Genomic DNA, 21,567 nt, shown 5'->3' on the forward strand with positions numbered 1-21,567 from the left:
CAAGTCCGCCGGTTCCCGGATGAGTTGAGCGGCGCCGGGCTACGCTGACCACAGCGCACCGACCGGACGGGGGACGGTACATGGGCATGCAGTGGACACCGGCGGTCCTGCACCGGCCGCAGCGCGGTCGGGTGCAGTGCTTGCTGTGCCCCTTCCGCTGTGCGCTGCAGGACGGCGAGACGGGTCTGTGCGGGGTGCGCCGTCGGTCCGGGGACCGGCTGGAGACCGCGACCTTCGCGTCGTCGGTGCGGCACTGGGACGCCGTCGAGCGCAAGCCGCTGTACCACTACCGGCCGGGCACTCCCTGTCTGACCCTGGCCGCACCCGGTTGCACCTTCGCCTGCGACTACTGCATCAACCACCGCATGTCGCAGTACGGCCGTGCGGACTCCGTGCGCTGGGACGCCGAGCCGGTGGACCCGGCGGAGGTGACCGGGGAGGCGGCGGGACGCTCGGGCTGTGTCGCGATCTCCTACACCGAACCCTCGCTGGCCATCGAACTCACCGCCGCACTGGCCGAAGCGGGCCGTCCGCTCGGGGTGGAGGTGGTCTGGAAGAGCAACGGCTTCCTGACCGCCGAGGCCGTCGAGCTCGCGGCGCGCCATGTGGCCGCCGTCAACGTCGATGTGAAGACGCTGGACGAACGCGACCACCGTGAACTCACCGGCGCGCGGCCGGGGCCCGTGCTCGACGCGCTCACCGGGCTGCGGGAACGCGGCGTCTGGCTGGAGGTGTCGACCCCGCTGATCCCCGGGCTCACCGCCGGGCCCGGCACGTTGCGCCCGATCGCCCGGGCGCTGGCCGCGCTGGACCCCGCGATCCCCTGGCACTTGGTCCGGGCCACGCCCGCCCACCGCCGCACCGGTCACGCGCCCACGCCGGTGGCCGACCTGGAGGCCGGGGTGCGCATCGGGCACGAGGAGGGGCTGCGGCACGTGTACGTCGAGCGGGCCCTGGGCGCCGACGGGCGGGCCACCCGGTGCGCGAGATGCCGTAGCACCGTGGTGGCGCGGGACGTGTGGGCCCTGGGCGAGAACGTTCTCGAGGACGGCAGGTGCCCGCGGTGCGGCGCCGAAGTGGAAGGACGATGGTGACACCATGATCGAGTACCGGATGGTCGAGCACATCCCCGACCTGATCCAGCCCGAGGAGTACGAGCAGCATCCCGAGGGGCGCCTGGTGCGGATCAGCATCCGGGTCGACGGCGGGGGCGTCCAGGTGCTCGGTGACGCCTTCCGGCCCGAGGTGCTGGAGCAGTTGCTGCAGACACTGGGACCGGACGCGATCGAGCAGATGCTCTGCGGCTGACCGCGCCGCGCCCCACCCTGAACCGCCGGGCGCGGCGGCGGCCGACCGCGTGCCCCCGACGTCTCACTCGTCCGACAGGAGCGCCGTCAGGGCCGCCCGCAGTTCCTCCGGGGACGGCTCCGGCGGCAGTACCTGGCGGTGCCGGGCGGGCTCGCGCCAGGGGATGTGCGGGTAGTGCACGCGCAGTTCGCGCAGTCCCGGTCGCGGTGCGGGCCGCAGGTAGGGATGGGACAGCAGCACCACCCGGGGCGGTCCGGACAGGTCGGCGGTGAGCCGGGCGGCCACCACCTCGGCCTCCCGGAACGCCGTGGGCGCGTCTCCGGCCGTCAGCGGACCGGCGGCCCACACATGGACCAGGTCCTCCGGGCCCTGCAGGTACCGCGACCGCCAGGGCTCGGCGAGCGGCACCAGGGCGCAGGGCCGCCCCAGCCTGAGCACGGTGGCGGCCATCAGATGGGCCGCGAGCCGCAGCACGGAGCCGACCTTGCCGTGGGTGGCGGGTGTGTCGTCCAGCACCAGCACCAGGCCGTGCGGATCGCGCGGCAGCCGGCCGCTGCTGGTGCGGTACAGCAGCTCGTCGCGGGCGTGCCGGGCCCTGAGCAGCTCGGTGGGCAGGGCGAGTTGGGTGGGCAGCAGCCGGTCGGCGGGGCCGTGCCGGGCGAGCCCGGAGCGGCCGGTGCCGCCCGCGCCGCCCATGGCGAGGCCGGTGTCACCATCCAGCAGCCGCAGGCCCAGCAGGGCGCGCTGCGCGGGTCCGGGCGGGGTGAGGGAGAGCGGCAGCCGGCGCATCCGGGCCGGCAGGGTGGGGTCGGCGGCCACCGCCTCGGGGCCGAGGATGCGCAGCAGCGCGACCAGCCGGTCGTCCACGGTGCCCAGTGCCGCGGTCAGTTCGGTGAGGATGGGCGCGGACCCGCGGGCGGGGATGGAGGAGCCGGTCAGCGCCCGGCCCAGGGCCTGGGCCAGATCGGCCGGGGTGACCTCGGGCGGGGCCAGGTACGCCGGGTCGGCGGGCAGGTCCGCGACCAGCAGCAGCGCCAGCCCCGCCAGGGCGGGACCGGGCCAGCCCAGTTCGCGCAGCGCGTGCAGGCCGCGGTGGTCGGCCAGGATCCGCAGCCGGGGCGGGGTGGTGCCGCGCAGCAGCGCCAGTACGTCCGCCAGCAGGTCCAGCGGCACCCCGAACCCGTGGACGGCGGCGAGCACGGCGAGCCGTACGAGTTCCTCCTGGCCGTTGGGCGCAACCGGTGCGGCGGCCGTGCGCGGGCCGCCAGTGAACAGCTCCCACAGGACCGCGGCACCCGAGTTGTAGGTGGCCGCGAGCTGGTCGCCGACCGGTGACCAGCGCAAGGTCCACAGATGCCCGCCGACGCCGTCCGGCGGCACGAGCACCCGGATCCGGCGCGCCTCCTGCGCGTCCCAGACCTCTGCCACGGAGTCCTGGTCGGCGGACGCGAACGCCAGCAGCCGGGAGTCGGCGCACCAGGACAGCGCGGGCGCCCAGTCCCGGCCGCCGGCCTCGCCGAACGTCTGCCGCCGCTGCCAGGCGCCGGTGTCCCAGACCACGACCGGGCCGCCGGCGCTGCCCGGTGTGGCGGCCAGCCGGCTGCCGTCCGGTGACCAGGCCACCCGGCACACCATGGCCTGCGGGTCGGGCCAGTCCAGCACCCGCACCCGGCGGCAGCGGCCGGTGGGACCGGTGCCCCAGACGATCACCCGGCCACGGGTGCCGGCCGCGAGCAGCCGGCCGTCCGGGGACCAGGCGGGCCGGCGCACCCCGTCCTCCACGGGCAGCCGCTGCGGTCCGCCGCTGTCCTGGGCCAGGTCGTGCACCAGCACCTGCCGGGGAGCGGCGCCCGGCTCGGGCGCCGCCCAGCGCAGCGGGCGCACCGGATGGGCGGTGACCGCCTGCCCCGCCACGCGTTCGGCGAGCACCCGGCCGTCGCGCGGGTCCACCAGCCGGTTGACACCCTGTTCGTAGTGGGACGCGAGCACCAGGACCGGGCCGTCGCCGGCCAGGCAGGCGGCGTCGTACCAGCCGTGCGGGAAGCTGCGCACGGCCGCCTCGCCGCGCGGCTGTGTCGCGTCGGCGGCGTAGGCGAGGATGCGGCCCGGCCCCGACTCGCACCAGTGCCCGGCACCGTCGGGCGACCACACGAGGGCCGGTGCGACACAGCCCAGCCCGGCCTCGGGCAGGCGCAGGGCGCGCAGCACCCCCGGCGGCCGCTCCCCGGTGCGGGTGTGGACCTTGCCGACGGTGACGCCCATGGCGTTGGCCCAGCGGCGCAGCGCGGCCGGGTCCCGGCGCCGGTGCGGGCGCGGTACCGCGCCGGACGGCTCCCACACCGCGATCGTGTCCGCGTCGAGCCGGGCGGCGACCAGCCCGCTCGCCGACAGGCTCAGGTCGCCGGGGCCGGTGACCCGGCCGGGCAGTTGTCCGAGGACGTCGAGGCGGGGGCCGAGGACGCGCAGCCCGTCCAGCTCGGAGCCGGCGATCAGCAGGGAGCCGTCGTGGCTGAACGTCAGCGCGTTCATGCGGTACGGCACGAACTCGCGGCGCAGTTCCCGTCCGGAGCCCGGGTCCAGGAGCCGCAGGCCCGCGTAGTCCTCGACGGCGATGGCCCGCCCCTCCGGGGAGCACGCCACGCGGCGCAGGCCCTCGAACAGCCCGCCGAGCGTGCCGGTCATGGTGCCGCCGTGCGGTTCCCACAGCTGCGCGGACGTGGCCGTGGCCACGCACAGGGTGTCCTGCCGGCCCGGGATCCAGCACACCTCCACCACCGGGTCGACCCCGCGCAGCCGGGTCACGGTGCCTTCGGCGCGGTACAGCAGCAGGACGTCGCCGGTCCGCAGCCCCGCCGCGAGCAGCCGGGCGTCGGGCGACAGGGCCAGGGCGGTGATCTCACCTTCGGTGTGGAGCTGCGCGGGCAGTTCCACGGGCTCCCCGGTGTCGGCGTCGAGGAGGATCAGCCGGCCCGCGCCGAGCAGGAACAGCCGGTCGCCGTCGGGGGTCCACACCGCCGCGTCGGTACCGGGGTGCGGGTCCGGCCCGGGCGGGGCGCCGGGCCGGGCCAGCCGCCACACGACACGGCCCTCGTCGTCGTAGCGCAGCACCTCGCCGCCGTGCGGCACGACCAGTCCGGTGCCGTCCGGCGACAGGCACAGGCCGCGGGCGTCGGCCGCCGGCACGGTGAGGATCTGCTGGGCGCTCCAGGCGCCGGCCGGCGGAGTGCTCACAGGCCCTCGCCCAGCTCGGCCGCGGCCCGCTCGTACATCTGGGCGGCGCGCTGGAAGTGGCCCGCCTGTTCCAGGAGTTCGGCGGCCTTGCGGTACTCGCCGCGCAGGGAGTGCTCCATGGCGACCTGGTTCAGCCGCCGCCGTTCCACCTCCGGGGTGCGCGCCGCGGCCGGTGCGGCGGGCTCCGGTTCGGGCATCACCTGGGCCAGCCGGTCCAGCAGGTCCCGAGCGGACTCGGACAGTCCGGTGGCGAAGGCGGGCGGTGCGGGCATCCACAGCTGCCAGGCGGGCCGTACGTCGGCCAGCCGCAGCCGCCAGGCGCCGTCGCGGCACAGCACGGTGATGACGTCCGGGCCGAGGCCGAGGACCTCGTCGCGTGCGGTGTCCGGCAGCGGCGGGTTGAGGACGCAGCCGCTCTCCAGGTACAGGGCGCCCGGACCGGCCTGGTGGACGGGGATGCCGAAGGGCAGGGCCTGGCACAGTCCGGGCGGCTCGGTCACCAGGTGGCGGCCGGGTCCGAAGGCGACCACGGCGGTCTCGTGCAGCGGCCGGGTGCGCAGGAAGCGGCGCAGGGCGTCGAGTTCGCCGTCCGCGACCAGCACGGCGTCGACCCGGTGCGGGGCGCGTGCGCTGGTCACCAGGCGGACCGGCAGCGGCGGCCCGAGGGCGGGTACGGGCACCGGTGTGCGGACGGGCGGGGCGGCGGCCGGCACCGGGTGCGCGTCGAGGAGTTCACCCGCGGCCGGTTCGCCCAGCGGCCGCCACTGCCAGGGCGGCCCGGCCACGGCGCGTTCCACCACGAGGTGCCCGCCGGGCGGGACCTCCGCCAGCAGTACGGCGTCGTCCAGCGGAAGCCGCAGCCGCACGTCGACCAGGAGCCGGCAGTCCGGGTCCGCCGCCCGGCAGGCCACGGTTCCCGGCAGCCTGCCGCACGCCTCGACCAGTCCGACGGGTACGGAGCCGTCCGCGGCCCGCAGCCGCAGCAGCAGCCAGCCCGTGTCCGCCCGGGCGCCGGGGCCGAGCCGCTCGACGGGTGTAAAGGTGGTCGCGACGCCCGTGGCCAGACAGCGGCGCAGCAGCCAGCGGCCCAGCGCGCCCGGCGCGAGGACGGCGACCTCCTTCAGGCCGGGCGGCGGGCCCGCCACCGGGCTGTGGGCGGCGAGTTCGGCGAGGGACACCGGGTCCCATTCGGCGACGGTGGACAGCTCGCCGATGGCCCGCGGGACGCCCGCGGCCGGCCGGTCGGGCCACAGCAGGCCGTCGGCGTCGGCCTCGCAGACCACACCGCCGTACCCGGCCGCCAGCGGCAGGCCCGGCTGGTGCCCGGGGGTGAGCAGCGCCCACACGGACTGGTCGTAGGGCGGCCTGCGCAGGCCCGGCGGGCCCAGTTCCGCCGTCGCCGCGACATGGCCCAGGGCGGCGCGGGGGGACGGGAACCGGACGACGGCCGACCAGCCGGCCGGCTCGCCCCGCTCCCCCGGGTCGGTGGCCGGGGGTTCGCCGGGCGGCGCGGGCGGTGTGTCCTGGCCGTGCGGGGACACGGGGATCACGGTGATGGGGCGTGCGCGGTCGGCCGGCGCCGGCACGGGCTGGGCGGATGGCTGGGCGGGAAACACGAAGGGGAACTTCTTGCGCCGCCAAAGAGTACTCATGGGTCCCCCGATGGATGGATCTGCCGATGCCGCTCGCCTACGCCTGTGCCGGGCCCGGCGGCGCGGGTCCGGTGGGTACGCCGGTGGTGTCGCCGAGGGTGCGGGCGGCCCATTGCTGCCAGCGGTCGGCGCAGCCGGTGACGCCGGCGCGGTAGGAGGCGGCGAACACCAGGGCGCCGAGGTCCGGGCGGCGGATGTGGTCCGCCGCGGTGACCGCCCACGCCTCCACCTCGGCCCGCTCCCGGGCCGGGCCGAGCGAGCCGATGCGCTCCGGCACGTCCGCCAGGGTGCGCAGCAGCGCCTCGCTCTCGCCGTACGCGCGGGCCGCGGCCAGCTGCCGGCCCAGCCGGCGCCGCAGCCGCTCGGCCGCGGTCCGTGGTTCCGCGAGGGCGAACAGGTGCTCCGCGGTGGCGTAGGACCGCGTGAGGGTGACCAGGGTCCAGCCGGCGCGCAGCAGGTCGCCGCCCTCCTCGAAGCACTCGGCCGCGGCCTCGAACCGGCGTGCGGACAGCAGGCATTCCGCGGCGCGGCTCGGCCGCCGGGCCCGCCGCCAGAGGCCGGCGGCGCGCTCCGGGTCGCCGGCCTGCTCCCACAGCTCGGCCGCCTTCAGCGGGTGGCCGGCGTCGGCGTGGCAGCGGGCGGCCTCGGCGTAGTCGCCCGCCTGCTCGTAGCAGCGGGCGGCGTCCGCCAGGAGGTCGGGCGATCTCGTCATTCGTAGGCGCGCTTCGGTTCGTGGTACTGCTCCCCGTCGTCCGGATCGGTCTGCGCGGACTGCTGCCGGAGCTGGGGCTCACGTTCCCGCTCGGGTACCTCTTCCGCCACGCCGGGCCTGCGGTCCAGCACCCGGCCGATCGCGTACGCGATCTCGTCGTGGGCTGCGTCGTGGTCCTCGATCCGGGTGGTGCGGCCGATGTCGTCCACCTGGAACAGCTCGACCTCGCCGGTCTCGGCGTTGTACCGGAACTCGACCCTGACCCGCATCGCTCAGGCCTCCATCTCGAACTGGATGTTGAGCGTGCCGTCCGTGTCGTCGACCTGGATGTCCTGCACGCCGTGCTCGCGCGCGTAGGCCACGATGGCGTCGCGGTAGGCCACGGCCAGTACCTCGTGCACCGGGCGCAGGAAGCCGGTCCGGGTGTCCCGCAGCTGGGCCTCGGCGTCCCGTTCGAGTTCCTCGCGGCGCCGCTCTGCCTCGGCGGCGGCCCGGCGTTCGGCCTCCGCCCGGGCCTCGGCGTCGATCTCGTCGCGCTGGCCGGCCAGTCTGCGCTGGCCGGCGAGCCGCTCCTGTTCCTCCTGGCGGGCGGCCTGTTCCGCGGCGTCGCGGTCGGCCCGTTCCTGGGCCTGGGCGCGGGCGGTGCGCTCGGCCACCGACTTGCTCAGACCCGCCCAGCTGTCGTCGTAGTACCGCGCGGTGTGCTCGGCGGTGGTGTTCACGTCGACCGTGCCCTGCAGGGTGCGGGTCACCTCGGCCTCGGCGGTCACGACGTCGCTGAGCCGGGCGGTCATCTCGATCTCTCCGGTGTCGAGGTGGTAGACGACCGTGCCGCCGTCCATGTCGAGCCGGTAGGCGCCGTCCTGCCAGGTCCAGCGGGTGTCGGCGCCGAGCGCGTCCTCGAACGCCCGGCGGGCCGGGGCGCCTAGCAGGGTCCCGAACTCCTCCCGGAGCGTGGCCTCGCCGGCCACCTCCGCGCTGGCCCGGCCCGTGCGGCGCAGCTCTTCCTGCCACATGCGGGTGAGCCGGCTGGAGGCCCGGACACGGACCCGTCGGGGATTGCACATGCTGGGGTACCCCCTCGTGTGTTCCCGCCCTCACTCGAACTGGTCGAGCAAGGCGTTCACTTCGGCAATGATACGAGACAGCTCTGCCTCGGTCTGGGTGTTCACGGGGGGATGCTCCCTCAACTCCCGTGACAGGTCGGCGAGTTTGTGGAGTCCTTCGACGACGCTCCATTCGCTGGGCCGCCGGTCGGCGGTCAGCGGCGCGCCGACCTCCCGGGCGTCGAGCAGGATCTCGTGGTCGGGGCGGCGCCGTCGGGCCGGCTCCCCGCCGTGCTTCTCCACCACGGCCTGGACGGCCTCCTCCACCGTGGTGCGGTCGGCCGGGTCGGTCCAGATGTGGGCCAGCGGCCACAGGTCGACGGGCTCGGCGGTGCGCGACTCGCGCAGCAGCGCGGCCCCGGCGACCAGCTTCAGACTGCGCACCAGCCGGCGGTCCGAGAGCCGGACCCCCTGGATCAGCAACTGCCTTACCAGCTCGCGGTGTTCGCCGAGTACGGGGTCCAGGTCGACGTCCCTCAGCCGCAGGGTGAGCCGGCCCAGCCGGTCGACGGTCACCGCGCCGGAGGTGCGGTGACCGGCGGACGGGGCCGCGGTGCCCGTGCCCCGCGCCCGTTCGGCCGCCTGGACGGCGGCGGTGAACCGGCGGGCCTCGTGCTCCCAGCCCACCTGGAGGAGCCGTTCGAGATCGGTGCCGCCCACCGGCTCCACCTCCAGCCGGATCAGGAAGCGGTCCGAGAAGGCGGTCAGGCCGGGGTCGTCGGGTATCTCGTTGGTGGCGCCCAGCAGGCTGATCAGCGGGGCGTTCTCGGCTCGGGCGCCGTTGTGGTAACGGCGTTCGTTGAGCAGGGTGAGCAGGGTGTTGAGGATGGCGCTGCTGCCCTGGAACACCTCGTCCAGGAAGACGAGTTCGGCGGTCGGCAGCATGCCCTCGGTGCGCACCTGGTAGGTGCCCTGCCGGAACTGCTCGAAGTCCAGCGCGCCGAAGATCTCCGACGGTTCGGTGAACCGGGTGAGCAGATAGCTGAAGTGGTGGGCCTCGATGTGCCGGGCGAGGGCCGAGATCAGCTCGCTCTTGGCGGTTCCGGTGGGCCCCAGCAGCAGCGCGTGTTCCCGGCAGACCACGGCGAGCTGCAACAGCCGCACGGCGCGGTCGCGGCCGACGAACTCGCCGTCGAGCCGTCGCCGTACGTACTCCAGGTCCCTGATGGTGTCGACGGTGTCCTGGCCCCAGCTCACCGTGCCTCCTTCCGCGTGTCCCTCGTGACCGTCACGGCGTCAGCGCCTGCCCGAGCGGCGCTGTTCGCGGCGCTTGCGCTGCAACTGGCCGACGATCTGGCCCAGTTGTTCGGGTGTCGGCGGTACCGGCGGATCCTGGAAGTGGGCGGCGACGAAGGCGTCGCGGAAGACCGAGTGGATGTCGTCGCCGTTGCGTCCGCGCAGGGCCGACGCGATCAGCTCGTCCACGCCGCCGCCGACGTCGATGCCGAACTTCGCCGCGTGCAGGTTGATCATCTTCAGCCGGGCCTCGTCGTTGGGCAGGTCGATGGCGATGCTCTCGAATCGGCTGGGCCGCAGCAGGGCCTCGTCGATCAGGTTGAGCCGGTTGGTGGTGCCGATCACCAGCGTCGGTACCTCCGGCCGGAAGCCGTCCATCTCGGTGAGGATCTGGGCGACCACGGCGTTGCCCGCGCGGGTGCCGCCGTCGGAGTGCTCCGAGCGGCGCGAGGCGATGGAGTCGAACTCGTCGAAGACCACCACCGAGGGGGCGTTGCGGCGCGCCTCGGAGAAGATCTCCCGGACGTTGCGCTCGCTCTCGCCGACGTAGGTGCCCATGACCTCCGGGCCGGACACGACGAGGATGGTGGCGTTCATCCGGTTGGCGATGGCCTTGGCGAACAGGGTCTTACCGGTGCCCGGCGGGCCGTGGAAGATGAAGCCGCGCGGGATCAGCTTGGTGCGCAGGTGGTCGTGTTCAGGGGGCAGCCGGTGGTGGCCCATCACGATGTCGATGGCCCGCTGGATCTGGGCCTTGACCTCGTCGTAGCCGGCGATGTCGTCGAAGCCGACGTCGGGGACCTCGAAGTTGCTGGACATCTGGGCCTTGAACGCCCGGATCGTGGCGTACAGGTCGCGGGCGACCGGCGCCGGGTGGTCCTTGTGGACGCTCACCGCGTAGCGCATGGCCTGGCGCAGCAGGACGGGGTTCATACCGGCGACGTGCTTGTAGAACTCGATGGGGTCGTACCGCTCGAACCGCTCGGCCTCGTCGACCGTCACCAGGGCCCGGCCCAGCGGCTGTTCCTCCTGGTCGTCGCGGAACCAGACGGTACGCGGGACGCCCGTGATGGTGACACGGGTGCTGAACCGCTCGGCCAGCACCTCGGGCACCGACAGCGAGGGCGCGGCGAAGGCGAGCATCACCCGCTCGGGCGCCCCGTGCAGCAGCTCGGTCACCTCCCGCGCCTCCGGCGAGAGCTGGCCGTCGGAGCCGCCGGCGAGCAGATCGAGGTGCTGGACGACGAGCACGGTGTCGTCGTTGAGTGCGCGCACCAGCTCGCGCAGCCGGGCCAGCAGGCGCTGGCGCGGGTTCTGCTGCACCGGGATGAGCTGTTCGCCGGGCGGCGGCTGCTCCTGCGGGTCGCCGTCCTCGCCCTCGGGGGGCTCCTCCAGCACCTCGGCCCGCAGTCCGGCCCGGGAGGCCATCTCCCGCCACAGGTGCGGCACCACCGGTTTCTCCGCGACGACCAGCACCGACAGCCGGGCCCGCAGCAGCGAGGCGACCTGGGCGATGTCCCGGCCGTAGGCGAGGACCGTGGACTGGTCCTCGTGGAGTTCCCGGGGCTGCGGGTGCCGGTACACCGGCTCCTCGGGTGCGGGCTGTTCGCGGGACGCCTCGGCGGTGCCGTCCGGGCCGGGCCGCTTGGTGAGGTCGGGCGCCGGCACGGTCGGCGAGTACGCCGGCGCGTACAGCGGCGTACCGTGCGGCAGCTCCGACTGGAGCAGCAGTTCCGGTGAGACGGTCTCCCAGCTCAGCACGTCCCAGCCCGGCGGGAGCGGGAGGAGCAGCATGTACGGCCCGGAGGCCAGGGCCTGTTCGACGGTGATGTGGGGCGGCTGCCGGCGCAGCGCCGCCAGGGACGCCTCGTCCGGGGCGACGACGGACATACGGCGTACGGACGTGGTCATGCGGTACTCCCCCCACTCGCTTCGAGCCGTTCCACCTGCCGGTACAGGCGTACGCCCGCCAGGTACGCGGTGCCGATGCCGGAGCGGGCCCGCAGCAGCCGCCGGTGCGAGCGCTCCAGCCGGGCGAGCGCGGCCCACCAGTAGGCGACCGGGCGGGCGGCGGCCAGGTCGGGCGGCACGGTCAGGCCGGCGCGGGCCCGGCGGACGAGCGAGAGGTGGGCCTCCGTGTGCCGCAGCAGGGCCGCCTCGTACACGTCGATCACCAGCTCGCGCTCGCTCATCCGGAGCTGGTCGAGCAGCCGGCCCCGCCACAGGGCCTGGGCCGGGGAAGCGGGGGCCTCGCAGTAGACGGCGGTGATCAGACGGCGGCCCTGAGGGTGGGTCAGCAGCACGTCCTCCAGCAGGAGCTCGGCGTTGCTCTCGCCGACCGGGTCGGGGCGGTCGAGCAGGGCGGTGAGCGGTGAGGCGGCCCGCAGCCGGCCGGCCAGCGCCGGGTCGGCGATGTGCGGGAGTGCGGGCGCGACCACCGTGTGGTGGGCGAGCACGTCCCACAGCGAGCGGGCGGGCGGCACGGCGCGGACGGCCTCGGCCGCGAGCTGGGCCTGGGACCGCGCGCCGACCGCGGCGGCCAGCAGCAGGGCCCCGGCCCCGACCGGCCGCCGCTCGCGGGAGGCCAGGGCGTCCAGCCGCAGCCGGGCCGCCGACTGCGCCGCCAGCCGGACCACCGCCGCGGTGACGTCGGGCGGGGGCGCGGCCAGCTCCTGAGGAAGGGTCAGTTCTCCCTCGGGGGGCGCCGGACGGGCGGCCGGGCCGCCGTCAGCGGCCGTCGCCCACGACAGCACGCGCAAGGCGGTATCGACCGCGGTCATCTTTCACCCACTGTTCGCATTCGCGCACCGAGTCGCCGGAGCGTGCGTAGAAACGCAGCAGCCGGTCGTCGCCGCTGAGATTGATCAGTCCGGCCACCTGCCAGGGCTGGCGGAACGTGCCCAGGTGCAGATCGACGTCGATGCTCGACAGACCCGAGTCGTTCCCCGAGAACAGATGCGTGTGGTACCAGCCCATCAGCTGCCGGTCCTGGCCGGAGGCGGTGATGCGCTGGTTCACGTCGCGGAAGGAGTCCCCGGTGAAGGTGAAGTGCAGCGCTCCGGCGCCCGAGTGCTCGGCCGGGGTGACCTCGTTGATCTCCACGAGATAGCGGTCGGCCGACGCCTCGCCGTCGTCGCCGGCCCGTTGCGGTAGCTCCGCGCCGAGGACGCGCAGCACCTTGCCGAGCAGGAAGCCGCCCTCCTCCAGCCGGCGGGACAGCTTCATCTCCTGCAGATGGCCGTGGATGTCCTCGGACAGCAGGACCGTCACCTGACCGAGATCGGCGGCGTCGATGCCCAGCTCGGCCGGGTCGATACCGGGTACCGGCGGCTCGGCCACCTTGCGCACGGTGAAACTGCGCCTGCTCTCCCGGAGGTTGAGGTCCATGGTGCCCTCGACCTCGGGGGTCGAGCGGCCGAGTGCCAGACCGCTCAGGGAAGGGTGGTCGATGCAGAAGCCCCAGACCTGTTCGTCGGGGTCGAGCTGCTGCACCACGTGCTGCAGGACCGGGCCGAGCAGTTCGCGCACCGGGTACTCGCGGTCGATGACGGTCTCTCCGCCCTGGGAGACGATCACCCCCAGGCGGCCGATCTGGCTGCGGAGGTTGTGGATCGTGCGCGGGCCGTCCACCAGCCGGGGATCCGGCCTGCGCACATACCGCAGATGCATGATCAGCGGCTCGTCCGGTTCGCCGTCGGGCAGGTCCCGGCGCAGCCCTTCGACCATCAGCGAGGACAGGGTCATCTTGCCGATCAGGTCGAAGGCCGTGCCCTTGTAGAGCAGCACCATGGCCGTGCCGGCGCGGTTCTCCTCACTCATCCGCGCTCGCCTCCACGCGCTGGACCTCCAGGAACCGGGAGCGGTCGGCGCGCTCGGTCAGGCCCGCCCGGGCCAGCCAGGTGGTGCCGCCGATCTCCTTGATGCGCTCCTGGCCCTCCCAGGAGAACGCCCAGGCGGCGGCGTCTCCGTCGAGGTATCCGCCGCGTTCGATGATGTCCTGCACGAGGCTGTCGAAGTCCATGGCCATCCGGTAGTCGTGGGGCAGGATCTCGTAGTTGCGGTAGCGGGCCATGTCGATGAGCATCTGGCACAGCGAGTACATGCTCAGGTTCGGTGTGTAGTCCGTCATCAGCGGGCCGAGGCACACCGCGCCCTTGCGGTCCTCGTCGCGGGCGATGTTCGGGTGGAACACGTCCGACCGCCAGCGCACGCGCGGGGCCTGGATGGGGAACTCCGAGGGCATCCAGACGGTCAGCTCGTGCTGGTCGATGCGGCGGGGGTCGAGCGGCCAGGACTCCAGGTCCTCGGGTGGTGCGAAGCCGGGGACGTGCAGCTCCACCCGGTACTCCACGGGGAGCTTGTCGTCGTCCATGGCGACCAGCGTGAACTCGTCGTGCTCGGCGGCGAAGTCGACGATGTCGTCGCGGGCCCGGGCCAGTGCCTCGAAGCGCAGCCAGCTGTCGACGCCGGCGGTCGACTCGGCGGACATCTGCAACTGGCCGCCGTCGCGCACGCCCTGGTTGTAGAGCGGCTGCTCCGGGTCGAGGCGGCGGGCCTCGCCGCTCTCGTCGCGGAAGTCGACGACGGCGCGCAGCAGATGCCCGTTGGCGTCCTGGGCGACCTCCGGACGGTACTGCGCCCAGACGGCCGGGACGAGTTCGCTCGGCAGGGTCGTGTTGGGCACGTACGGGATCTCGAACTGCTGGCCGTCGGGGCCCATGACCTCCAGGCGGGTGTAGAGGGTGGGCCGGAAGTCGTACTCGCCGTAGAGCACTTCCACGTCGGGTGCGATCCGCGCGGCCCGCTCGCGCAGCTGGTCCAGCCGGTCCGGGAGCATCGCGGCGATCCGGAAGGCGGCCTGCCGGTGGCCGGCGTACAGCTGGACGGCGTCGGCGTCGATTAGTTCGCGCACCAGCCGGAGCAGTTCGGGGTAGGCCTCGCTGCCCACGAACTCCACCGTGCGGTACAGCGTCTCGGCGTTGCCTGCGGTGCCCCCCTGCTCCCGCTCCTCCTCGTCGAGGAAGGCGCGGATCTTCTGCAGGACCTGGTTGCCCGGCCAGCGGCGCAGCACCGTGACCAGCAGCTGGTGGACGCCGTCCCGCTGCACGGCGCCCAGCTCCAGCGCGCGCACCACCTGCCGCCAGTAGGCGACGACCTCCTGGCCCGCGTCCCAGCGCGGCCGGGCCTGCGGCGGGAAGTCCATGTCCTCCAGGACTTCCTCGGCCTGGTTCTGGGTGCGGTAGAGCTCGGCCAGCAGGTCGACGAGCTCGCGTTTGATCTCGGGGGGCAGCTTGCCCGCTTCGTAGGTCATCGGGGTGTTCCCTTCCCGTCGGCCTCGGCCAGTTCCAGGTAGCGGATTCCGCGGGGGCGGCCGGCCCGCAGGACCGGCAGGATCTCGCGCGGCGCCACGCCGAGGTCGGCGAGCCGGGCCCGCGGGGGCGCGTCGGCGAGCCGGGTGGACTCGCGCGTGGGCGGGGAGCCGGGCAGCGGCGCCCAGGTCATCACGGTCTCCTCGGGGGCCAGATGGTCGGTCAGGTCGGCCGGGGTGGACAGCACCGTGTCCGGGACGGGGGCCACCAGGTCGGCGGGGATGCGGCTGTGCAGGGGGCAGTCGGGGTCACGGGGCACGGTGACCGGGGTCGCCGTACCGCCGGCGGCGTCCACCCGGATCACGCCCGGGCCGGTGGCGGCGCCGCACAGCAGCCGTACCGCGGTCACCGCCAGCCAGGAGCCGATCAGCGCGGACACGGGCGCGGAGGCGCCGGCCTCGGGTACGACGGCGTCGGCGCAGGCCCACGGGTCGTCCTGGGTGGCGCGGTCCCGGGGGGTGAGGCCGCAGCCGAAGCAGGGCCCGGCCGGCTCGTACAGCCGTACCTCGCCGCCCCAGGCGCTGGTGCCGCCGTCCAGCAGGGCCGCACCGGCCAGTTGGCAGCGGCCGGCGAGCTGGAGGCGGGCCGCCAGACTGTCCAGGCAGCTGACGACCAGCGAGGCGTCCCGCAGTTCCGCCAGGCCCACCCCGCTGACCAGGGGCGCGGTGCGGGCCTCGACCCGGGTCACCGGGGACAGGGCGGCCAGCCCGCGGGCCGCGGTGGGCGCCTTGGGCCTGCCGATGTCGTCGGCGCGGAACAGCGGGGCGCGGCTGAGGTTGGACTCGGAGACGTCGTCGGGGTCGCACAGCACCAGGCGGCCGACGCCGGCCAGGGCGAGCGCCTGCGCGCACTGGCTGCCCAGGGCGCCCACCCCGCACACCACGACGGTCGCCTCGGCCAGCCGCTGCTGGTCCCAGCCGTTGATGAGGGCGTGCCGGTCGAAGCGTCCCATGTCAGTTCCGCCTCAGGGTGCGGAAGTTCATCGGGCACTGCTGGACGGTCAGTTCGCTGCGCCACTGCTCGAAGCAGCCGAGGCCGCGTGCCGGGTCCTGGTGGACGGCCTTGCGGCAGCCGGGGTCCCCGGGCGAGCAGGGGCAGACGACCACCGTCTCGAAGAGCCGGAAGGTGTGGGTGCACACGAAGCAGGCGTTGCGCTGCCGTGGGTGCCCGAGGACCGTGTCGCCGGGCATCAGCCGGACGGTGTGCAGGGTGTCCGGCCGGGGATCGCTGGTGTCGACGCCGCGGAAGAAGGCGGCCTGCGCCCCGGGGTCGGACGGGCCGGCGGGCGGGGCCTCGCCGCTGCACGGCAGGTTGCGCAGGTGGTGGGTGACGTCGGTCAGTCTGCCGTCCTCGGCGTGCCGCAGATAGACGGTGTCGTCCAGCCGGAAGGTGTGGCCGCACACCCGGCAGGGGGCGCGGCGCGTGGAGCCGGGCCGTCGCCAGGTGCCGAGCCAGCGCGAGTCCAGGGTGGTGGAGGCCGGGCCGTCGGCGCCGGCCACCTGCGGGTTGTCGCCGCGCTGCAGTCCCCGCTCGAAGGCACTGGCGACGCCGGCCGGGGCGGAGGTGGCGGCGGGCGTCTCGGATGCCGTCATGCGGCGCGGTCCCTGCGCGAGCACTGGTGCACCTCGTCCGGGTCGTGGCCGCCGAGCAGGAGGGACACGCGAGCGGCCGCGCAGGCCCGGTCGACGGCGGCGGAGTGGGCCAGGGACTCGTAGAAGCCCCTGGCGAAGGCGAGGGCGGCCTCGTCGGGGAGTTCGCCGCCGGTGCCCACGACGGTGGCGGCGCAGTCGAGCAGGCCGTCCGCGTACGCCGCGGACCAGCAGGAGTTGAGGACGACGCAGTCGAGCGGCGCGTGCAGTGCGAGGGCCGCGGCGAGCGCCCGCACCGGGACGGGGGCGGAGGTGCCCGTCTCGTCCTCGAAGAGCAGCCGCCCGTCGTCCGTGCCGTGTCCGGCGAAGTGCACGAGGTGCGGCCGGACCGCCTGGAGCTGGGGCAGGATGTCGGACACCCGGGCCGCCGGGTGCGCCTCCACGGTCAGCCGGCCGGCGGAGCGGGCCGCCGCCTCCCGGATGACGCGCTGCTCGGCGCCGAGGCGCAGCCGGGCCTCGTCGAGCGGCGCGGACAGCAGGCAGAGCACCCGCAGGCCCCCCGGCGCGCTCCGGCCGGCCAGGGCCGCGAGCTGCTCGTGCCCCGGGAACAGGGCCGCGGCCGCGGAAAGGAGGTGGCCGAGCGTGACGCCCTGGAAGCGGCCCTGGTCGACGGTCCGGCAGACGGTGCGCCACCAGGAGGCGGCGGGCGTCTGGGCGAACGAGGGCAGCAGCGCGGGGCTGATTCCGAGGTCTTCGAGAAAGGCGTGACTACTGAGGGCGTCCGGAAACAATTCGCCCAGTGTTTCGAATGCGCCGGCATCGCGCAGGTGTGTCCATGCAGGACTGGCCATCTGTTCGTCCCCCGAGCCAACTACCGTCACGTATTGGGCCGTTGGTGAGAAGGGTACGCGCAGTGACGCTCCGCGGGTGTAGTTTCGGATTCCGCAGCACACTTATCGGGGGCGGGTTTGATCGAGCGTCTGGAAATGATCACCTGTGGTGGCCGCGATGCCGGAAAATCGATCTTCGAGATCGATTTTGATCGCCAGGGAGAAACTTCCCGGAACGGGTTCCGGGAACGCCACGGACTGCTGGTGCACGGCGGCGGGGAGCGGGTCGTACAGCGCATCGCCCACACCGACGCGGCGCGCCAGGAGCTGGAGCGGACCGTGAGAACGGCCGATGTGCTGGTGCGCCGGCTCGGCATCACCCGCTACCCGCCCGAACTCAGCCGCGTCGTCGGCTACCGGCCGGACGGCCGCGCGCCCTACCTGGTCGCCACGCGGCGCGGTGGCCCCCTGTCCGCACTGGGCGACCGGTTACCTCTGGAGGCGGGCCAGCTGTGGGCCGTCGTGGACGGCATCCTCACGGTCCTGCGGCAGCTGAACGACCTGCGTCTGGTGCACCGGGACATCCGGCCCGAGACCCTGTGGTGGGACGGGACCACCGTGCAGCTGGCCGACTTCGGTCTCACCCTGGACGAGGGCGAGCCGCGCGGCGCGGCGGCCGGGACCGACCCCTGGCGGTCCCCGGAACAGGCCAAGGGCCAGGGCCGGGCCGACTGCCGGGACGACGTCTACTCCGCCGGCGCCGTCATCTTCCACCTCGCCACCGGCGAGGAGGCCACCACGGCCGCGGACATGCGCGACCGGGTGCGCTGGCTCGACGCCAGTCAGCGCAAGCTGCTGGAAGGGGTGTTCACCGACGAGGCGCGCCAGCGCGTCAGCGGCTACGCGCTCCGGCTGCGCCGTGACACCGACGCGGGCCGCAGCACCGGCCCGGGACCGGGCGCGTCCCGCCCGCCCCGGCTCGCCGAGGTCGAGCAGCAGGCCCGCCAGCACTTCCACGAACTGCGCGCCCGGCAGCACGCCTTCAGCCGGCAGCAGCACAGACCGGCGTACCCCCAGCCGCCCGCCGTTCCCCCGCGCGACCGCCCGCTCATGCCCGCCGGGCGCCGGCGGGTCGTCGTCCTGTCCGTCGCCCTGGCCGCCGCGCTCCTCGGCGTGCTGATCGCCGTCCTGGCGCTGACCTGAGGGGAGGAGTGACATGGCTGCAAAGGTGAGGTGCCCCATCTGCCTCGACATGGTCGACTGGGCGAGGGCCGACACGGTCACCCTCAACGCCGACGGCCGGCCCGAACAGCTCGTCCGGGGCGAGGGCGAGGACGACGTGCGCTGGAACCACCGCCGGCTCAACGCCTACCGGCTGTGCGCCGGCGGCGGTGAGCCGCACGTCCTGCCCGGCCGCTACGGCGACTTCGGCGAACCCCTGGTCATCGGCGTGGTCGGCGAGTCCGCGGCCGGCAAGAGCCACCTGCTCGCCGCCATGCTCGGCATGCTCTCCGACGTCGACCGGATGGCCCGCCTCGGCCTGGTCGTCGGCGGGCTCGACCTGAAACTGCACCAGCGCTATCTGAAGGACGTCGTCCGGCCCTTCCTCGACCAGGGACAGGGCCTGGCCGGAACCCCGGCCCAGCCACCGGAGTTCACCGACGCCCTGTGGATCCACAACAGCAACTCCGGGCGCAACTTCGCGGTCGCCTTCTTCGACGTCTCCGGCGAGTGGCTCGCCGACCACGACGCCGAGGTGCCGTTCCTCGGCGCGGTCAGCGCCCTGGTCTTCGTGGTCGACCCGACCCGCATCCGCGGCCTGACCACGGCCACCGGCAGCGTCACCGGCGACCCGTCCTTCGGCGTCGTACTGGACAAGATCGGCCGTCTGCACGGGGTGGACGGCTCCCAGTTCCTGCCGCTGCCGGCCGCCGTCGTGGTCGGCAAGTGCGATCTGCTGCGGCACCACGAACCCCTCGTGGACCGCTGGTTCCAGAACGCCTCCGCCGACGAGGAGCTGCAGCTCGCCACCCTGGAGCAGGAGAGCGAGGACGCCTACGCCTTCCTCAGCTCGCGCGGGGCCGCCGGCTGGCTCGCCCCCTTCGTGCGCTGCGCCCGCTCCACGCTGCACTTCGCCACCGCGACCGGCCACAAGGCGGTCGAGGCGGACGGCGTCCAGCGCTCCCCGCACGGCAGTTTCGCGCCGCGCCGGACCCTCAAACCCATGCTCGCCCTCTTCGCCATGTGCGGGGTCCTCGATATCCACGACCTCGGCCAGGGAGCTGTCCGATGACGACGGTCGACCAGATCCTCTTCGGCTGGGCCGAACGGGACCACGAAGGCAACGCCGGGGTGCGCCCGGTCGCGCACTCCGGGCTGCGCACCCTCGACCGCTGGGCGAAACGGCTCCAGTACGTCTGGGCCACCCAGGACGGCCAGGGCGAACAGCCGGAGGACTCCGCCAGCCTCGTCCACCTGGTGTTCGACGACGAGGCGGCCGTCCTGCGCAAGCTGCCCTCGCGCAACCCGCACGGCCGCGGCGGCGCCACCCTGACCCACGTCCTGGTGGGCGACCCGCGCGCGATCGACGCACAGCTCGCCCTGGGACTGCACGACTGGCCGGGCTGGCGGGACCGCGAACCGGACGGCACCGCGGCGGACCTCGCCCCGCTCGACCTCGACGACCTCAGGGAGGCGGCGCGGCCCGGGCTGGCCGCGCTGCGCGACCGGGTCACCGAGGTCCCGGCCGAGCAGCTGAACGCACTCGTCGCCCGGGTGCTCGCCGAGCCCGCCGAGGAGTTCAGCGTCCTCACCCGGCCCCAGCTCGCCCTGCCCACGATGACGGCCCTGCTCGACATCGCCGGGCCGGTCGCCGGCCGGCCCTGGACCTTCGCGAGCCGGGAGTCCACCGACAAGGGCGGCCATCAGCCCCGGGTGGTGTTCCTCGGTGCCCGCCCGCCCCAGTCGATGTACATCAACCAGCGCCGGCGCGTCGACGTCACCGAGCCCCCGCCCGACACGGACAGCGCCCGGTTCGCCGCCCAGCTGGTGGAGCTGTACCGGGAGGCCGGACCCGCGGCGCTGGAGCGGATCCGGCCGCGGCACCCCCTGCACACCGCGGACGACGTGGACGCCTGGCGGCGGTCGGTGCCGGTCGTGGACGGCCGGATCGCCGACCCGCGGGTGCGGCTCGACATCTTCCTCGACGACTCCCTGCTCGAACGGACCGTGGCACGCGCCGCCCTGGTCCACGAACGGGCCCGTATGACCGGGGAACTGAGGAAGCAGCCCGCGGAGTGGCTCATCGCGGCGCTGCACCGCTGGCGCCGCCTGGAACAGCGGGCCACCCGCCATCCCGAACTACGGGACCTGCTGATGAGCGAGGCCCTGGAGGCCTGCCTCGCCGGCCAGGGGCCCGACGAGCTGGTGGAGGCGACGCGGGAAGCGGAGCCGGCGCCCCCGGCGGTGGCCAGGGTGTTCGGCCGGCAGGTGCCGCCCCGGGGCCTGGACCTGAGCCGGGCCGGACACCGGCGGCTGCTGATCGTGGCCCTGGCACTGCGCATGTCCCCCGACACGCTCGACCACGCGGACCTCTTCGCCGCCAGCCCGGCGCACGAGCTGCTGGACCTCGTGGTGCGCTACTCCGACCGCTACCCAAAGGCCATGCACCTGGTGCTGCGCCACCTCGCGGACGCCGGTCAGAGCCCGGTCGCCGCACGACTGTGGTACGAACACGGCCTGCTGCTCGACCCGGTGGACCGAATCGCCGGCGGCGACCGCGCCACGGAGGCCGACTGCTTCCGCCAGCTGCTCCTCGCCGCGCACGGCCCGCGCCTGGACCACACGGCCGCCGCGGCCCTGGTGGAACGCGCCGGGGTGCGGGCGCCGCTGGGACTGTACGCCGCCGCGCTGGAACTCGCCGCGGACGACGGGGCCGAGCAGCGGATCCGGTACGAGCTGTCGGAGCAGTTCCTGCGTGCCGAGGGCTACGCCGGTCCCGGCCCGGCGTCCGGGTACGGATCCCGCCCGCGCGGGCCGGTGCTCGGCGGCAGAACGGCCGGGCCGGGTGCACCGCCCGGCCACAGCGCCGCGGGGCCGGTCCCGGGGGCGGCGGAACGGCCCTGGCAGGGCCCGCCGCTCCCGGGCGAAGGCTCCTCGCCGCCGGCCGCCGCGGGTGCGGGGTCGTATCCGTCGTCCTCCTCCCCCGCGCAGGCGCACTCCGAGTGGGCGCATCCGGCCGCCCCGGGCCGGCCCCAGGCGCCCGCCGCGCACCCGGGTGCGGACCACCATGCCCCCGAGGTCCTCCCCGACCCCGCCCGCTGGGACCCCCTCGCCCCGCCCCAGGAGCCGGGCGACGCGCCCTTCCCGCACGCCGGCGGCCCGCAGGTGCCGTCCGAGGGCCCCCGGCGCAGGGTCCCGGGTCTCGGTCAGCTCGACGGCGTGACCGTGACCATCGTGTCGGCGCTGCTCTTCGTCCTGCTCTGCATGCTCGGCTACATCCTGCTGACCTGGATGCCCTGACCTCCGCACACCC

The 21,567-nt window shown here is 74.6% G+C and carries 18 protein-coding genes; 5 read left to right on the top strand and 13 right to left on the bottom strand.

The features are described from left to right. The first annotated feature begins 86 nt into the window (after positions 1-86). Together amrS and IO33_RS0129310 are read left to right on the top strand one after the other, a co-directional pair. On the top strand, positions 87-1,094 hold the full coding sequence (amrS, locus tag IO33_RS0129305) for an AmmeMemoRadiSam system radical SAM enzyme (protein ID WP_031170435.1): 1,008 nt from the start codon (positions 87-89) through the stop codon (positions 1,092-1,094). Between the two features lie 4 nt (positions 1,095-1,098). After that, entirely contained in the window at positions 1,099-1,308 is a 210-nt protein-coding gene (locus IO33_RS0129310) for a radical SAM-modified peptide, FtsH ternary system-associated (RefSeq protein ID WP_031170437.1), read from the top strand. A gap of 63 nt (positions 1,309-1,371) precedes the next feature. On the opposite strand, the gene IO33_RS0129315 is transcribed toward IO33_RS0129310, so the two are convergent. From IO33_RS0129315 to IO33_RS46095, 13 genes are read right to left on the bottom strand one after another with little or no spacing between them, the layout of a single operon-like run. After that, positions 1,372-4,539 (bottom strand): WD40 repeat domain-containing protein, encoded by a 3,168-nt coding sequence (locus tag IO33_RS0129315; protein ID WP_031170439.1) that lies wholly within the window; start codon positions 4,537-4,539, stop codon positions 1,372-1,374. Beyond that, positions 4,536-6,191, bottom strand: a complete 1,656-nt coding sequence (locus IO33_RS49585; RefSeq protein WP_157857922.1) for a hypothetical protein — start codon at positions 6,189-6,191, stop codon at positions 4,536-4,538. Before IO33_RS49585 ends, IO33_RS0129315 begins: the two co-directional genes overlap by 4 nt. Before the next feature lie 37 nt (positions 6,192-6,228). Continuing rightward, complete coding sequence (locus tag IO33_RS0129325) at positions 6,229-6,903, bottom strand: hypothetical protein (RefSeq protein WP_031170443.1); 675 nt, start codon at positions 6,901-6,903, stop codon at positions 6,229-6,231. After that, positions 6,900-7,172, bottom strand: a complete 273-nt coding sequence (locus IO33_RS0129330; protein WP_031170445.1) for a hypothetical protein — start codon at positions 7,170-7,172, stop codon at positions 6,900-6,902. The genes IO33_RS0129325 and IO33_RS0129330 overlap by 4 nt, the downstream gene beginning before the upstream one ends. 3 nt (positions 7,173-7,175) lie before the next feature. After that, positions 7,176-7,970, bottom strand: a complete 795-nt coding sequence (locus tag IO33_RS0129335) for a hypothetical protein (protein ID WP_031170447.1) — start codon at positions 7,968-7,970, stop codon at positions 7,176-7,178. Positions 7,971-8,000: 30 nt separating this feature from the next. Next, positions 8,001-9,206 (bottom strand): AAA family ATPase, encoded by a 1,206-nt coding sequence (locus IO33_RS44595; protein WP_051927024.1) that lies wholly within the window; start codon positions 9,204-9,206, stop codon positions 8,001-8,003. 39 nt (positions 9,207-9,245) lie between these two features. Then, a complete protein-coding gene (locus IO33_RS0129345) occupies positions 9,246-11,156 on the bottom strand; it encodes an ATP-binding protein (RefSeq protein ID WP_051927025.1) in 1,911 nt (636 codons plus the stop codon). Beyond that, entirely contained in the window at positions 11,153-12,025 is an 873-nt protein-coding gene (locus IO33_RS0129350; protein ID WP_157857923.1) for a hypothetical protein, read from the bottom strand. The genes IO33_RS0129345 and IO33_RS0129350 overlap by 4 nt, the downstream gene beginning before the upstream one ends. After that, positions 11,973-13,064 (bottom strand): JAB N-terminal domain-containing protein, encoded by a 1,092-nt coding sequence (locus tag IO33_RS0129355; RefSeq protein ID WP_031170455.1) that lies wholly within the window; start codon positions 13,062-13,064, stop codon positions 11,973-11,975. Before IO33_RS0129355 ends, IO33_RS0129350 begins: the two co-directional genes overlap by 53 nt. Next, positions 13,057-14,556, bottom strand: coding sequence for an effector-associated domain EAD1-containing protein (locus IO33_RS0129360; protein ID WP_031170457.1), 1,500 nt, complete (start codon positions 14,554-14,556; stop codon positions 13,057-13,059). Before IO33_RS0129360 ends, IO33_RS0129355 begins: the two co-directional genes overlap by 8 nt. Continuing rightward, the gene (locus IO33_RS0129365; protein ID WP_031170459.1) at positions 14,553-15,566 is read right to left on the bottom strand and encodes a HesA/MoeB/ThiF family protein; all 1,014 of its coding nucleotides are present in this window, start codon (positions 15,564-15,566) and stop codon (positions 14,553-14,555) included. The genes IO33_RS0129360 and IO33_RS0129365 overlap by 4 nt, the downstream gene beginning before the upstream one ends. 1 nt (position 15,567) lies before the next feature. Continuing rightward, entirely contained in the window at positions 15,568-16,206 is a 639-nt protein-coding gene (locus IO33_RS0129370) for a hypothetical protein (RefSeq protein WP_157857924.1), read from the bottom strand. Continuing rightward, positions 16,203-17,054 (bottom strand): CHAT domain-containing protein, encoded by an 852-nt coding sequence (locus tag IO33_RS46095; RefSeq protein ID WP_157857925.1) that lies wholly within the window; start codon positions 17,052-17,054, stop codon positions 16,203-16,205. The genes IO33_RS0129370 and IO33_RS46095 overlap by 4 nt, the downstream gene beginning before the upstream one ends. Positions 17,055-17,297: 243 nt before the next feature. Between IO33_RS46095 and IO33_RS0129380 the strand changes: the two genes are divergently transcribed. From IO33_RS0129380 to IO33_RS0129390, 3 genes are read left to right on the top strand one after another with little or no spacing between them, the layout of a single operon-like run. Further along, on the top strand, positions 17,298-18,236 hold the full coding sequence (locus tag IO33_RS0129380; protein ID WP_031170464.1) for a protein kinase domain-containing protein: 939 nt from the start codon (positions 17,298-17,300) through the stop codon (positions 18,234-18,236). A 13-nt stretch (positions 18,237-18,249) separates the two neighbouring features. Next, on the top strand, positions 18,250-19,326 hold the full coding sequence (locus tag IO33_RS0129385; protein ID WP_157857926.1) for a hypothetical protein: 1,077 nt from the start codon (positions 18,250-18,252) through the stop codon (positions 19,324-19,326). After that, positions 19,323-21,554, top strand: a complete 2,232-nt coding sequence (locus IO33_RS0129390; RefSeq protein WP_031170468.1) for a hypothetical protein — start codon at positions 19,323-19,325, stop codon at positions 21,552-21,554. The genes IO33_RS0129385 and IO33_RS0129390 overlap by 4 nt, the downstream gene beginning before the upstream one ends. Positions 21,555-21,567: the final 13 nt, after the last annotated feature.

The sequence above is a fragment of the Streptomyces durhamensis genome (genome assembly GCF_000725475.1).
GTDB classification, from domain to species: Bacteria; Actinomycetota; Actinomycetes; order Streptomycetales; family Streptomycetaceae; genus Streptomyces; species Streptomyces filipinensis.

Excerpts from the sequence above, each read along its gene's own strand:
- IO33_RS0129330 (WP_031170445.1), bottom strand. The coding sequence starts at position 7,172 with ATGCGGGTCAGGGTCGAGTTCCGGTACAACGCCGAGACCGGCGAGGTC.
- IO33_RS46095 (WP_157857925.1), bottom strand. The coding sequence starts at position 17,054 with ATGGCCAGTCCTGCATGGACACACCTGCGCGATGCCGGCGCATTCGAA.
- amrS (WP_031170435.1), top strand. The coding sequence starts at position 87 with ATGCAGTGGACACCGGCGGTCCTGCACCGGCCGCAGCGCGGTCGGGTG.
- IO33_RS0129365 (WP_031170459.1), bottom strand. The coding sequence starts at position 15,566 with ATGGGACGCTTCGACCGGCACGCCCTCATCAACGGCTGGGACCAGCAG.
- IO33_RS0129350 (WP_157857923.1), bottom strand. The coding sequence starts at position 12,025 with ATGACCGCGGTCGATACCGCCTTGCGCGTGCTGTCGTGGGCGACGGCC.
- IO33_RS0129335 (WP_031170447.1), bottom strand. The coding sequence starts at position 7,970 with ATGTGCAATCCCCGACGGGTCCGTGTCCGGGCCTCCAGCCGGCTCACC.
- IO33_RS0129325 (WP_031170443.1), bottom strand. The coding sequence starts at position 6,903 with ATGACGAGATCGCCCGACCTCCTGGCGGACGCCGCCCGCTGCTACGAG.
- IO33_RS0129345 (WP_051927025.1), bottom strand. The coding sequence starts at position 11,156 with ATGACCACGTCCGTACGCCGTATGTCCGTCGTCGCCCCGGACGAGGCG.
- IO33_RS0129370 (WP_157857924.1), bottom strand. The coding sequence starts at position 16,206 with ATGACGGCATCCGAGACGCCCGCCGCCACCTCCGCCCCGGCCGGCGTC.
- IO33_RS0129310 (WP_031170437.1), top strand. The coding sequence starts at position 1,099 with ATGATCGAGTACCGGATGGTCGAGCACATCCCCGACCTGATCCAGCCC.
- IO33_RS49585 (WP_157857922.1), bottom strand. The coding sequence starts at position 6,191 with ATGAGTACTCTTTGGCGGCGCAAGAAGTTCCCCTTCGTGTTTCCCGCC.
- IO33_RS0129385 (WP_157857926.1), top strand. The coding sequence starts at position 18,250 with ATGGCTGCAAAGGTGAGGTGCCCCATCTGCCTCGACATGGTCGACTGG.
- IO33_RS0129360 (WP_031170457.1), bottom strand. The coding sequence starts at position 14,556 with ATGACCTACGAAGCGGGCAAGCTGCCCCCCGAGATCAAACGCGAGCTC.
- IO33_RS0129390 (WP_031170468.1), top strand. The coding sequence starts at position 19,323 with ATGACGACGGTCGACCAGATCCTCTTCGGCTGGGCCGAACGGGACCAC.
- IO33_RS0129355 (WP_031170455.1), bottom strand. The coding sequence starts at position 13,064 with ATGAGTGAGGAGAACCGCGCCGGCACGGCCATGGTGCTGCTCTACAAG.